Genomic DNA, 12,432 nt, shown 5'->3' with positions numbered 1-12,432 from the left:
TATCTCTCCCCGTGATTTGGCGTCGGCCGCTGCCCATGTTAATAACCCACTTCGGCGCCCCCGCCGATTTCACCCCCACACCACCCCCGGCCGGTACCCCCAGGGGCACCGGCCTTCTCGGTGTGGACACCTCGGGCTGCGCCCCGTCAGGTGGCGAGCTCCGCATCCTCCGCCCGCTCGTCGGCCGCATCGGCCGCCGCCCCCTGCTCCGCCCCCGCCGGGCGGCCCCGCATGACCAGCGTGGCCACCAGCGCCGCCGCGAGCACCCCGATCGCACTGATCGTGAAGGTGGTCGTCATTGCGCTCGTGAACGCCTCCCGAGCGGTGTGCACGAGCCCGGCGTCCCCCTTCGCGACAGCCAGCGCCCCGGCGATCGAGTGCCTCGCCCCGTCCGGCAGCCCCGCCGGCATCCGGGCGGCGAAACCGCTCGACAGCAGCGAGCCGAGGATCGCGATGCCGAGCGCGGTGCCGGCCTGCTGGATGGTGTCGTTGAGCGCCGAGCCGACGCCCGCCTTCTCCGCCGGGATGGTGCCCATCAGCGCCCCCACCGCGGCCGGCATGGCCAGACCGGCCCCGAGCCCGAGCAGGCCGAGCGCGACCGCCGGAACGGTGAAGCCGCCGTCGGCCGTGACGGTGGTCAGCAGCCCGAAGGCGGCGGCCATCGCGAGCATCCCGGAGAGGATCAGGAGGCGGTTGCCGATCTTCGCGGCGAACTTGGCCCCGGCCCCGTTGCCGATCAGCGCGGCGACGGCGAGCGGCATGAACGCGAGCCCCGCCTTGACCGGCGAGTAGCCCAGCACGAACTGCAGGTACTGGGTGAGGACCAGCAGCAGCCCGCCGTTGCCGATCTGGACGAGCGTCAGCGAGAGCGAGCCGCCGCTGAAGTCGCGGTGCCCGAAGAGGACCAGCGGCACCATCGGCGCGTCGGTGACGTTCTCCCAGACCACGAACCCGACGAGCGCCACCACCGCCACGCCGAGGGTGACCAGCGACCGGCCGCCGAACGCGCCGTGCTGCGGGATCTCGATGATCCACCAGATCAGCGCCGTCATGCCGACCGCGGACAGCACCGCGCCGAGCGGGTCCGGCTTCTGCCACGGCCCCTTGGACTCCGGCATCAGCACGAGACCGGCGAGGATCGCGAGGGCGACGACCGGGACGTTGAGGAAGAAGATCGAGTGCCACGAGAAGTGGTCGATCAGCACGCCGCCGAGGACCGGGCTGCCGACGAGGCCGAGCATCGCCACCGACCCCCAGGCCGCCATCGCCTTGCCGCGCTCGTCCTCGTCGAAGACGGTGATGAGGATCGACAGCGTCGACGGCATGATCAGCGCGCCGCCGACCCCCATCGCGACGCGGGAGGCGATCACCTCACCGGGGTTCGTGCAGAAGGTCGCGGCCAGGGACGCCGCGCCGAAGAGCAGCAGGCCGATGATCATGATCTTCCGTCGGCCGAAGCGGTCGCCGAGGCTGCCGGAGGTCAGCAGCAGCCCGGCGAAGACCAGGACGTAGGAGTCGAGGATCCACTGGGTGTCCTGGGCGCTCGCGCCGAGGTCCGCCGTCATCGAGGGCACGGCCACGGTCAGCGCCATGCTGTCGATCACCAGGACCAACGAGCTCAGGCACAGCACGATCAGGATCCACCAGCGGTGCGGGTTGCGGGCCTGCATGAGATCTCCCCTCTCCATGCGCACACCGTTCCTTCGGTGCGCACTGCGTTCCGTCGCTGCGCACACTGTACGCATCGAGGAACAGTGTGCGCAACTAGCGCTTGCTGTACGCTGAATGCGAACGGTGTACGCAGAAGGGGATGCCGATGGCCGCCAGCACGAACCCGATCCCGTCCGTATGGGCCCGCCGCCAGCGCGAGCCCGACCAGCCCTCGCTCAGCCGGGACGCGATCGTCCGCGAGGCGATCGTGATGCTCGACGCCGAGGGCATCGAGGCGCTGAGCATGCGCAAACTCGCCGCCCGCCTGAACGCCGGCGCGACCTCCCTCTACCGCCACGTCGCGACCAAGGACGAGCTCATGGAGCTCGCGGTCGACGAGGTCTTCGGCGAGATCGTCCTCCCGCCCGCCGACAGCCCCGACTGGCGCGCCGCGGCCACCGACGCCGCCCAGGCCTTCCGCGCGACGGTGCTGCGCCACCCCTGGCTGTCGTCCGTCCTCGGCCAGGCGGGCCTCGCCTACCTGGGCCCCAACCTGATGTCGTTCGCCGAGCAGCTGACCGTCCTGTTCACCGCCGCCGGGTTCCCCGAGCCGGTCCGGGCGATCGACACCCTGGTCTGCTACACGATCGGCATGGGCACCACGGAGTCGGCCTGGCTCACCACGGTGGCCCGGTCCGGCCAGACGGAGGCCGAGTTCATCGCCCGCCTCATGCCCGCCGCCCAGGAGGCGGCCGACGGCTTCGAGCACCTCGCCGACGCCTACGCGACCGCCGCCGGCACCGACCCGGTGACCATCCGCGACAGCAAGTTCGGCTACGGCCTGGAGGTCGTCCTCGACGGCCTGGCCCTGCGCCTGCCCCGCTGATCCGCGGATCCGCCGACCGGTACGCCACCCGTACGCCACCGGTCCGACACCGATGCGCCGCTCACGCCTGCGCGAAATACGGGCTGGTGCGGGGCGGCGAACGGGCACAATGGCGTAGTGATGGTCGGCCGTCCGGTACCGGGTGGCCGGGGGTGTGTCGGATGGAGGCCCGGTGAGCGATCTTCCGCGCAAGGCAGTGACCCGCACGGCACGGCTCGCCGCCCTGCCCCTGGGGATAGCCGGCCGCGCCACGCTCGGCCTGGGCAGGCGGATCGGCGGCCGGTCCGCCGAGGTGGTGACGGCCGAGCTGCAACAGGCCACCGCGGACCAGCTGTTCAAGGTACTCGGCGAACTCAAGGGCGGGGCCATGAAGTTCGGGCAGGTGCTGTCCGTCTTCGAGGCCGCGCTGCCCGAGGAGGTCGCCGGCCCGTACCGGGCGGCGCTCACCAAGCTGCAGGACGCCGCTCCCCCGATGCCCGCCGCCAAGGTGCACACCGCGCTCGCCGAGCGCCTCGGGGCCAACTGGCGTGAGCTGTTCCGGGAGTTCGACGACCGGCCGGCGGCCGCCGCCTCGATCGGCCAGGTGCACCGGGCGGTCTGGCACGACGGCCGACGGGTCGCCGTCAAGGTGCAGTACCCGGGCGCGGGTGACGCGCTGCTCGCGGACCTGTCGCAACTCGGCCGCGTCGCCTGGCTGCTGGGCCCGCTGATCCCGGGGCTGGACATCAAGCCGCTGATCGCCGAGCTGCGCGAGCGGGTCTCCGAGGAGCTCGACTACGAGCTGGAGGCGCAGGCGCAGCGTCGGCACGCCGAGGTGTTCGCGGGCGATCCGGACATCGTGGTGCCGGGTGTGGTGGCGCAGGCGGATCAGGTGCTGGTGACGGAGTGGATGGACGGCACGCCGCTGGCGGAGGTGATCGCGGGCGGGAGCCAGGAGGAGCGGGACCGTGCGGGCCGGCTGCTGGCCCGGTTCCTGTTCGCCGGTCCGGCGCGGACGGGGTTGTTGCACGCGGATCCGCATCCGGGCAATTTCCGGTTGTTGAAGGACGACGGTCCGGTGTCGGGGTGGCGGCTGGGGGTGCTGGACTTCGGCACGGTGGACCGGTTGCCGGGTGGGTTGCCGGCGCCGATCGGGGCGTCGCTGCGGATGGCGTTGGCCGGTGATGCGGCGGGTGTGCTGGAGATGCTGCGGGAGGAGGGCTTCGTGAAGCCCTCGATCGAGCTGGATGCGGACGCGGTGCTGGACTACCTGGTGCCGATCATCGAGCCGGCGGCGGTGGATTCCTTCCACTTCACGCGGGCGTGGATGCGGGCGCAGGCGGCGCGGATCGCGGATCCGCGGTCGCCTGCCTACAACCTGGGCAAGCAGTTGAACCTGCCGCCGTCGTACCTGCTGATCCACCGGGTGACGTTGAGCACGATCGGGGTGCTGTGTCAGCTGGGGGCGAAGGCGCCGTTCCGGGCGGAGATGCTGGAGTGGCTGCCGGAGTTCGCCGAGCAGGGGCCGGGTGGCAAGCGGGCCCGCAAGGGCCGCTGAGGGGCCGGGGAAGCCCGGGGCACCGACGCGTGGGCGCCGATTCGCCCCCACACCGGCCGCCGCCCCCCCCCCGGGTGCGGGGGGCGGCCTGCGGTGCGACGGGGGTCTGCCGTTCGTCCTGTGCCTGTCCGGGCGCGCCTGCACGCGCGTGGCCGCGCGTGGCCACGGGGCGCGCGCGTCGAACCGGGGCCGGACTACATCAGGGCGACGGCGAGGGCCTTGCGGGCCCGCAGCGAGGCGCGCTCGGCCCGCTGCTTGAGCTTGTGCGCCCGGGCGATGCGCAGGACGAGCCGTTGGTGCTCGGCCTCGTGCAGCCGGTCTTGCATATGGGCGCGGGCCAGGGATTCGTGGAGGAGTTGCATTTCGAGGGTCCTGTTCTGGATCTGAAGTTCGTTGGCCTGTTCGGCGCGGACGGCGGGGTCGATGGCGGCGGTCATGTGGTGGTCCTGCTCGTGGTGCGTCGTCGGGAAGGGGTTGGTGCGGGCCGCGTCGGCCTTGGCGGCGGCGATCCGCACGGAGCGGCGGAGGGAACTGTCCAGTGGGGGCTGCTCTCCCCGGCGGACGGCTCCGGCTCCGAGGTCGGGGCTCACGCCATGACCTCGGTCTTGCGCGGACGGCCACGGGGCCGCTTGCGGGCCACGACGACGCCCTGGACGAAGAGCTCGCCACCCCAGACGCCCCAGGGCTCGCGGCGCTCGAGGGCGCCGGCCAGGCAGGCCTCCTTGACCGGGCAGGTGCCGCAGAGGGACTTCGCGTACTCGACGTCGGCGGGCGTCTCGGCGAAGAAGACCTCGGGGTCGAAGGCGCGGCAGGGGATGGGGAGACCGAGTGCCTCGGCCTGCTCGATCGAGCTGAGCTGCATGGAAAGAACCTCCGGGGGGTCGGCCTGGTCGGCCTTGGTGATCTGGCTTGTCGGCGGTACGGACGGGGTGGGCGGTGTGATGACCGTGGACACTGTCTGCGTCTTCCTCGTCTTCTCAGTGGTTCCGGCCCGGCTGACTGGTGGGGCTGGGCCGGAGGCCCCGGGGGGCCTGGGTGGTCTTGCGTACCGGACAAAACAGAAGGGCCGCGGATCCCGGTGTGACGGGTTCCGCGGCCCTGGAGGTGCCGACCTGAGGTTCAGGTTCGTTCTCTCCAGGGTTCAGGCCCGCGGAAGGCCCGCATCCGGATGGCCGTGGCGCCGATGAAGGCGGCCATGGCCTGCTTGTTGATCTGCTGCTCGTTCTGCTTCTGGGCGTTTCCGGCACCGATGACCTGCGCATAGCCGCCATGCATGGCTGCGGCTACGACCGCCTTCGGTGCCTGGGTCGGTCGCTCGTCGCGCTCGGAGCGCGGCGTGCCGAACGACGCCCAATCGCGGGACAGACCGGTCTCGACGGAGGCGCCTTCGACGCTCCTGCCGCTCGCGACGCACAGATCAGTGTGTCCGAGACCACTGACAGCGACGGCGGGGACGACGGAGACACCGGTGGTGTCGAGACCCAGACCGGTTCCACCGAGCTCTGCGGGCGCCCACAGGAGGGCATCACGCAGGGAGGCAGCGACAACGGTCCGGCCAGTCATTTTGGTGATCATGATGTTTCCCACTGTCTTCGCCTCCTCTCGGCGTCTCGCGGAGCCGGGTTTCCCCTGCTCCGATGTTCGGATGTCTGTCTTGGTGAAGCTTTGGGCGCGGGAACTCGGCACAGGCGTCACCCCGTGCGTTCGCGTCCCCTTGACCGCTCCGGCAGGCTATTGCGCTCCCGGTACGCCGCGCAAACTATTTTTCACGGCGGTTTTCGCGTCGCGTTTCGCGTCGCGCCGGACGGCGCGTTCCGATGCCCCGCGGGAGTCCCCTGAGCAGTCCCCGTGACCACGCCCGGACCGGCTCACGCCGGTTCGACCGGACCGTCGTCCATGACGCCGTCCGGTTCCTCCTCGGGCTCCTCCCCCGCACACAACGAGAGCACGGCGGCCCCGTACTTGTCCAGCTTCATGGCGCCGACCCCGGAGATCTGGGCCAGTTCCTGGCGGTTCGCGGGCACGTCCTCGGCGATCGCCATGAGCGTCGCGTCGGTGAACACGACGTAGGCGGGGGCGCCCTGCTTCCTGGCCTGCCGGGCGCGCCACTCGCGCAGCCGCTCGTACAGCGCCTCGTCCATGGTGGACGGGCAGCTCTCGCAGCGGCGGAGCTTGCGTTCGACGGCGTCGGTCAGGACGCGCTCGCAGACGCGGCACTTGACCGGTCCGCGGACCTTCCGCCCGGCGGCGCGCTCGCCGAACTCCACGCCCCCGCGCCCGCCCCGCGCGCCGGTGCGGGTGCCGGGGGCGGCGGAGCCGGGGCGCAGCCCGTCGAGGAAGCGGGTGGGCTTGCGGCTGGCGCGGCCGCCCGGGGAGCGGGAGAGGGCCCAGGAGAGGGAGAGGTGCTTGCGGGCGCGGGTGACGCCGACGTAGAGGAGGCGGCGCTCCTCCTCGACCTGTTCGTCGGTCTTGGCGTAGATGATCGGCAGGGTGCCCTCGGTGAGGCCGACGAGGTAGACGGCGTCCCATTCGAGGCCCTTGGCGGCGTGCAGGGAGGCGAGGGTGACGCCTTCGACGGCGGGGGCGTGCTGGGCGGCGGCGCGGGCGTCGAGTTCGGCGACGTAGGCGGCGAGGTCCGCGCCCAGTCCTTCGGCGGTGCGGGTGCGCTCGAACTCCTCGGCGAGCCGGACGAGGGCGGCGAGGGACTCCCAGCGGTCGCGGACGGCGCCGGAGCCGGCGGGCGGTTCGGGGGTGAAGCCGCGGCTGGCGAGGACGGCGCGGACCTGGCCGGCCAGGTCGGGGGCGCCGGCGGTGAGGGGGTCGGCGGCGGCGCGGGCGGCGCCGCGCAGCAGGACGCCGGCGTCGCGGACCTCGGGGCGTTCGAAGAACCGCTCGGCGCCCTTGAGCTGGTAGGGGACGCCGAGGTCGGCGAGGGCCTGTTCGTAGACCTCGGACTGGCCGTTGGTGCGGAAGAGGACGGCGACCTCGCTGGCGCGGACGCCGGTGGCGAGGAGGTCCTTGATGCGGCGGGCGGTGGTCTCGGCCTCGGTGGGCTCGTCCTCGTACTCGGTGTAGCCGGGTTCGGGGCCGGCTTCGCGCTGGGAGACGAGTTCGAGGCGGTGGCGGGCGGCCTCGCCGCGGGCCTGGGCGAGGAGTCCGTTGGCGAGGTGGACGACCTGGGGGGTGGAGCGGTAGTCGCGCACGAGCTTGACGACGGTGGCCTCGGGGTGGCGGCTGCGGAAGTTCAGCAGGTAGTCGGGGGTGGCGCCGGTGAAGGAGTAGATGGTCTGGCTGGCGTCGCCGACGACGCAGAGGCTGGCGCCGCCGCCGGGGCCGGTCCACTGGTCGAGGAGGCGCTGCTGGAGCGGGGAGACGTCCTGGTACTCGTCGACGGTGAAGTGCCGGTACTGGGCGCGGACCTGGTCGGCGATGTCGGGGCGGTCCTCCAGGATGGCGGCGGTGAGCAGGAGGACGTCCTCGAAGTCGATGACGCCGCGGCGGCTCTTGGCCTCCTCGTAGACGCGGTAGACCTGGGCGGTCTCGGCGGGGTCGCGGGGAGCGTCGCGGCCGGACTTCTGGACGGCGGCGGGGTAGTCGTCGGGGCCGATCTGGGTGACCTTGGCCCATTCGATCTCGGCGGTGAGGTCGCGCAGTTCGGTGCGCTGGACGCGCAGGCCGCAGCGGCCGGCGGATTCGGCGACGAGCTGGATCTTGCGTTCGAGCAGCTGCGGGACGGGGCCGCCGACGGCGCGGGGCCAGAAGTACTGGAGCTGGCGCAGGGCGGCGGAGTGGAAGGTGCGGGCCTGGACGCCGTCGGCGCCGAGCTGGCGCAGGCGGCCGCGCATCTCGCCGGCGGCGCGGGCGGTGAAGGTGACGGCGAGGACCTGCTGGGGCTGGTAGACGCCGCTGCGCACGCCGTAGGCGATGCGGTGGGTGATGGCGCGGGTCTTGCCCGTGCCGGCGCCGGCGAGGACGCAGACGGGCCCGTGCAGGGCGGTGGCGACGGCGCGCTGTTCGGGGTCGAGGCCGGCGAGCACGGCGTCGGGGCCGGCGTCGCGGGCCGCCGCCGCGGGGTCGGTCCAGAGGTCGCCGGGGCCGCCGCTCAAGAGGTCTTCCTGCATGCGTTCCATCCTCTCAGCCCGGTGGGACAACCGGGGCCGGGTTGTCCACAGGCCCGGTGTGATCGCAGGATGATCGCTCTGCCTCTCCGCGACGCGGCGGCCTCCCGAGCGTGGCGGCCGCGGCCCTTCCGGGACGCGGCGGCCGGAATGCCCGCCGCGCGTCGGACGTTGCGTCCGGAGAACCAGAGACCGTCCGCCCCCTCCCGAAGGAGTCCCCCCGATGTCCGGCACCGTCACGATGTACAGCACGACCTGGTGTGGGTACTGCAATCGACTCAAGAGCCAGCTGGACCGTGAAGGCATCGGCTACACCGAGATCAACATCGAGGAGGACCCGGCGTCGGCGTCCTTCGTCGAGTCGGTGAACAACGGCAACCAGACGGTCCCGACGGTGCTGGTGACGCCGGCGGGCGGCGGCGAGCGGGTGGTCATGACCAACCCGAGCCTGCTGCAGGTCAAGAAGGCCCTCGCGGCCTGATCCGGGCCCGGCGGCCGGGCCCCGGCGCGCGTCTCAGGGCGCGTCGGCCGGAGCCTGGTCGACGGGCGTCGCGGGCGCGGGCAGCGTGGTGCGCGCGCCGAGGTCGCCGACGCCGTAGACGAGCCGGCAGCGGTCGGCCGAGTAGCGGGTCTCGATGACCCGCACCGGCCCGCGCCGGTCGTAGGTGACGCGGGTCTGCACCATGAGCGGCACGCCGGGGCCGCCCTGGAACCACTGGGCCTCCTCCGGTCCCGGCATCCGGGCCACGAGGTGGTCGACGGCGCCGATCTCGGTGCGGCCGAGGGCCGCGAGGACGGCCTCGTCCCCGCCCTCGACGGCGTCGGGCTCCATCAGCGGGGTGCCGGCGGCGAGCCCGGCCCGGTAGTGGCTCTCCTCGATCGAGTACGGCTCGCGGTCCAGCGTGCGCAGCTGGCGGCGCACGACGATGGCCTCGCCGGGGCGCAGTCCGAGGCGTTCGGCGATGTCGACGCGGGCGCGGACGATCATCATCTCGAAGTCGGTGCCGAGTTCGCGGCCGGCGTCGGCGGCCTCGCCGAGGTAGACGGCGGTGGGGACGGCGAGGCAGTCGCGCGGGGCGGTGGGCAGCGCGGGGCCGTAGGCGCGGTGGTCGAGGACGGGGTGTTCGCGCAGGTAGGTGCCCTTGCCCTGGAGGCGGACGAGCCGGCCTTCGTTGACGAGGACGTCGACGGCGAGGCGGACGGTGTTGCGGGCGACTCCGTACTGGCGTTCCAGTTCGCTCTCGACCGGGAGGGCGGCGTCGGCGGTGAACTCGCCCTCGGCGATGCGGCGGCGCAGGTCGGCGGCAAGGCGCTGGTATTTGGGGGATTGGGCGGTGCCCCGGGGGATTGTCACCCGAGTGAATGTAGCGAGCGCGGTGACGCGGTTTCAGCCGTTTCCGGCAATGTCGTCCGCGCGGGTCGGCGGTGCGCGCCGGGCGGCGGGCGGCCTGGGCGGGTACGGCCCGTCCGGTCACGAACATCCGGAGGGTGCGGCTTCCGAAAGGGATCGAAATCGGAAAAGGGGGCGCACGGCATGTGCCGCGCGCCCCCTTTTCTTGAGCTTTCCCGGGCGTTCCCGAGCTTCCCTGAGCTTTCCCGGGCTTTCCGGGAGCGCCCGGGAGCGGATTACCAGCGCGCCGCGGACGGCAGCGGTTCGCCGTACCAGAGCTCGACGAGGTGGCGCGCGATCGAGATCCCCGAGGGCGGCAGGATCTCCCCCGCCTCCATGCCGGCCCGCAGCTCCTCGCGCGAGAACCAGCGCGCCTCGGCGAGCTCCTCGCCGTCCACCGTGATCTCGGTGCCGCCGGGCAGCGCCTTGCCGGTGAAGCCGAGCATCAGGCTGGACGGGAACGGCCAGGGCTGGCTGGCGACGTACCGCACCTCGCCGACCCGCACGCCGGCCTCCTCGTGGACCTCGCGGGCGACGGCCTGCTCGATCGACTCCCCCGGCTCGACGAAGCCGGCCAGGGTGGACCAGCGGCCCTCGGGCCACAGCGCCTGGCGGCCGAGCAGGCAGCGGTCCTGCTCGTCGGTGATCACCATGATCACCGCCGGGTCGGTGCGCGGGTAGTGCTCGGCCGCGCAGGAGGTGCAGCGCCGCACGTGCCCGGCGCCGGCCTTCTCGGTCGGGTGGCCGCAGCGCGAGCAGAAGCTGTGCAGGCGGTGCCAGTGCTCCAGGGCGACGGCGTGCACCAGCAGCCCCGCGTCGCGGTCGGACAGCAGCGCGCCGACCTCGCGCAGCCCGGCCGGACGGGCGTCGCCGTCCAGGCGCCCGGGCAGGCTCTCGCCGGCCAGCGCGAAGTAGGAGACGCCGTCGTCGTCGGTGCCGAGGAAGTACCGGTCGCCGGTCTGCGGCGCCTCGAAGGAGGGCAGCAGGACCAGCTCGGTGCCCCCGGCGGTGTCGACGACGAAGGCCTCGCCGCCCGCGATCGGCAGCACCCGGGTGTTCGGGTGGCTCCAGGCCGCGGCGAGCCAGGGCTCGTCGAACCGGTGCTCGGCCGCCCGGTCCACTCCGGCCCGGGCCAGTGCCAGGTACAGGGGGCGTTCGGTCTCAGGCACGGTGCTCACGTCGTTCCATCCCCACGTGGTGCATCAGGTGAATCATCCGGATGAGTGATCTGACTGCCGGGGCGGGCCCGGTGGGCCCGCACCCGTTCCTGCGCTCGCTCACGCGCCCGCCTCGCCGCGCCCGTTCACGCGCCGGGCCGGAAGTTCTCGGCCAGGTCGCCCCACAGGTAGGCGGCGGTCTCCACGCCCTTGGCCAGCAGGTCGAGTTCGACCTTCTCGTTGACCGAGTGCCAGCCGTCGGAGGGCACCGAGATGCCGAGGAACAGCACCGGCGCGCCGAGCACGTCCTGGAGGTCGGCGGCGGGGCCGGAGCCGCCCTCGCGGGTGAAGAGGACCTTCTGCTCGAAGGCCCGGCCCATCGCGCGGACGACGGACTGCAGCGCCGGGTGGTCCAGCGGCGTCAGGCAGGGCCGGGTCGCGCCGGGGAAGACCAGCTCGTAGCGGATGCCCGCGGGCACCTGCTCGGCCACCCACGCGCGCACGGCCTCCCGGACCTTCTCCACCTCCTGCCCGGCCACCAGCCGGAAGGAGAGCTTGAGGTGCGCGGACGCCGGGACGATGGTCTTGCCGCCGGGGCCGGTGTAGCCGCCCCAGATGCCGTTGACCTCGGCGGTCGGGCGGGCCCAGATCCGCTCCAGGGTGGAGTAGCCGGCCTCGCCGCGCGTGCCGGAGGACTTGGCGACCGCCAGCCACTGCTCCTCGTCGAAGGGCAGTTCGGCGAACAGCGCGCGCTCGCGCTCGGTCAGCTCGATCACGCCGTCGTAGAAGCCGGGCACGGCGACCCGCCGGTCGCCGTCGTGCAGGGCGGCGGCCAGCTCGGCCGCGACCTGCGCCGGGTTGGGGACGGCGCCGCCGAAGGAGCCGGAGTGGATGTCGGTGTCCGGCCCGTACAGGTCGATCTGGGCGTCGGCCAGGCCGCGCATGCCGGTGCAGACGGTCGGCGTGGTCCGCGACCACATGCCGGTGTCCGAGATGATCACCACGTCGGCGGCCAGCCGCTCGGCCTCGCGCCGGACCAGGGCCGGGAAGTGCGGCGAGCCGGACTCCTCCTCGCCCTCGATCAGCAGCTTGAGGTTGACGGCCGGCGCGGTGCGCCCGGTGGCGGCCAGGTGGGCCCGCACGCCGAGGGTGTGGAAGAACACCTGCCCCTTGTCGTCGGCCGCGCCGCGCGCGAACATCCGTCCGTCGACGACGGTCGGCTCGAACGGGTCGGTGTCCCAGCCGTCCTCCTTCGCGGCCGGCTGGACGTCGTGGTGCCCGTAGACCAGGACGGTCGGGGCGGACGAGTCGCCCGAGGGCCATTCGGCGAACACCGCCGGCAGGCCGTCCGTCTCCCAGACCTCCGCCACCGGGAAGCCGGTGTCGCGCAGCTTGGCGGCCAGCCACTCGGCGGAGCGCCGCACGTCCCCGGCGCGGGCCGGGTCGGCGGAGACCGACGGGATGCGCAGCCAGTCGGACAGGTCGGCCAGGAAGGCGGACCGGTGCTGGTCGATGTAGGAGCGGACGGCGCTGTCCGGGGTTCTCGTCATACCGACGACTGTAGTTCGCCCGTGCGGGTGCCCGCCCCGGCCGTCCGGCTGCCGGGCCCGAAGGGGGCTGTAACGTCCCGGGCCCCCCCCCCCCGGGGCCCCCGCGGCCCGGCTGCGGCGGGTGCCGCGGGCGGCGGTCCCGGC

At 73.1% G+C, this 12,432-nt stretch carries 11 protein-coding genes; 3 read left to right on the top strand and 8 right to left on the bottom strand.

All coding sequences use genetic code 11. The features are described 5' to 3' along the window. Nucleotides 1–146: 146 nt before the first annotated feature. Entirely contained in the window at nt 147–1,688 is a 1,542-nt protein-coding gene (locus ACFV4F_RS17100) for an MFS transporter (RefSeq protein ID WP_380503168.1), read from the bottom strand. A gap of 128 nt (nt 1,689–1,816) precedes the next feature. On the opposite strand from ACFV4F_RS17100, the gene ACFV4F_RS17095 reads away from it, so the two are divergent. Beyond that, the gene (locus ACFV4F_RS17095) at nt 1,817–2,536 is read left to right on the top strand and encodes a TetR/AcrR family transcriptional regulator C-terminal domain-containing protein (protein ID WP_380449067.1); all 720 of its coding nucleotides are present in this window, start codon (nt 1,817–1,819) and stop codon (nt 2,534–2,536) included. A gap of 172 nt (nt 2,537–2,708) precedes the next feature. Continuing rightward, on the top strand, nt 2,709–4,073 hold the full coding sequence (locus tag ACFV4F_RS17090; protein WP_380449065.1) for an ABC1 kinase family protein: 1,365 nt from the start codon (nt 2,709–2,711) through the stop codon (nt 4,071–4,073). A 194-nt stretch (nt 4,074–4,267) separates the two neighbouring features. On the opposite strand, the gene ACFV4F_RS17085 is transcribed toward ACFV4F_RS17090, so the two are convergent. The 4 genes from ACFV4F_RS17085 to ACFV4F_RS17070 all read right to left on the bottom strand — a co-directional run bounded on the left by ACFV4F_RS17085 (nt 4,268) and on the right by ACFV4F_RS17070 (nt 8,110). Then, complete coding sequence (locus ACFV4F_RS17085) at nt 4,268–4,510, bottom strand: hypothetical protein (protein ID WP_380503177.1); 243 nt, start codon at nt 4,508–4,510, stop codon at nt 4,268–4,270. A 149-nt stretch (nt 4,511–4,659) separates the two neighbouring features. Then, nucleotides 4,660–5,028 carry a WhiB family transcriptional regulator gene (locus ACFV4F_RS17080; protein ID WP_380438270.1) on the bottom strand — a complete coding sequence of 123 codons (369 nt, stop codon included), beginning with the start codon at nt 5,026–5,028 and terminating at the stop codon, nt 4,660–4,662. A gap of 164 nt (nt 5,029–5,192) precedes the next feature. After that, nucleotides 5,193–5,648: a hypothetical protein gene (locus ACFV4F_RS17075; protein WP_380498916.1), complete on the bottom strand. Its 456-nt coding sequence runs from the start codon at nt 5,646–5,648 to the stop codon at nt 5,193–5,195. A 293-nt stretch (nt 5,649–5,941) separates the two neighbouring features. Then, nucleotides 5,942–8,110, bottom strand: coding sequence for an ATP-dependent DNA helicase UvrD2 (locus tag ACFV4F_RS17070; RefSeq protein ID WP_380438282.1), 2,169 nt, complete (start codon nt 8,108–8,110; stop codon nt 5,942–5,944). Nucleotides 8,111–8,414: 304 nt separating this feature from the next. Between ACFV4F_RS17070 and ACFV4F_RS17065 the strand changes: the two genes are divergently transcribed. Further along, nucleotides 8,415–8,672, top strand: a complete 258-nt coding sequence (locus ACFV4F_RS17065; RefSeq protein ID WP_329928084.1) for a mycoredoxin — start codon at nt 8,415–8,417, stop codon at nt 8,670–8,672. Between the two features lie 33 nt (nt 8,673–8,705). Here the strand turns inward: ACFV4F_RS17065 and ACFV4F_RS17060 are convergent, their stop codons facing one another. The 3 genes from ACFV4F_RS17060 to ACFV4F_RS17050 all read right to left on the bottom strand — a co-directional run bounded on the left by ACFV4F_RS17060 (nt 8,706) and on the right by ACFV4F_RS17050 (nt 12,288). Continuing rightward, entirely contained in the window at nt 8,706–9,545 is an 840-nt protein-coding gene (locus tag ACFV4F_RS17060) for a GntR family transcriptional regulator (protein WP_380438266.1), read from the bottom strand. 272 nt (nt 9,546–9,817) lie between these two features. Further along, nucleotides 9,818–10,759 (bottom strand): NAD(+) diphosphatase, encoded by a 942-nt coding sequence (nudC, locus tag ACFV4F_RS17055; RefSeq protein ID WP_380438264.1) that lies wholly within the window; start codon nt 10,757–10,759, stop codon nt 9,818–9,820. 125 nt (nt 10,760–10,884) lie between these two features. Continuing rightward, nucleotides 10,885–12,288 (bottom strand): dipeptidase, encoded by a 1,404-nt coding sequence (locus ACFV4F_RS17050; RefSeq protein ID WP_380438262.1) that lies wholly within the window; start codon nt 12,286–12,288, stop codon nt 10,885–10,887. Nucleotides 12,289–12,432: the final 144 nt, after the last annotated feature.

The organism is Kitasatospora sp. NPDC059722, from assembly GCF_042733235.1.
Lineage (GTDB): Bacteria > Actinomycetota > Actinomycetes > Streptomycetales > Streptomycetaceae > Kitasatospora.
This window is presented reverse-complemented; position numbering and strand designations above follow the sequence as displayed.

Excerpts from the sequence above, each read along its gene's own strand:
- ACFV4F_RS17100 (WP_380503168.1), bottom strand. The coding sequence starts at position 1,688 with ATGGAGAGGGGAGATCTCATGCAGGCCCGCAACCCGCACCGCTGGTGG.
- ACFV4F_RS17095 (WP_380449067.1), top strand. The coding sequence starts at position 1,817 with ATGGCCGCCAGCACGAACCCGATCCCGTCCGTATGGGCCCGCCGCCAG.
- ACFV4F_RS17085 (WP_380503177.1), bottom strand. The coding sequence starts at position 4,510 with ATGACCGCCGCCATCGACCCCGCCGTCCGCGCCGAACAGGCCAACGAA.
- ACFV4F_RS17075 (WP_380498916.1), bottom strand. The coding sequence starts at position 5,648 with ATGATCACCAAAATGACTGGCCGGACCGTTGTCGCTGCCTCCCTGCGT.
- ACFV4F_RS17065 (WP_329928084.1), top strand. The coding sequence starts at position 8,415 with ATGTCCGGCACCGTCACGATGTACAGCACGACCTGGTGTGGGTACTGC.
- ACFV4F_RS17050 (WP_380438262.1), bottom strand. The coding sequence starts at position 12,288 with ATGACGAGAACCCCGGACAGCGCCGTCCGCTCCTACATCGACCAGCAC.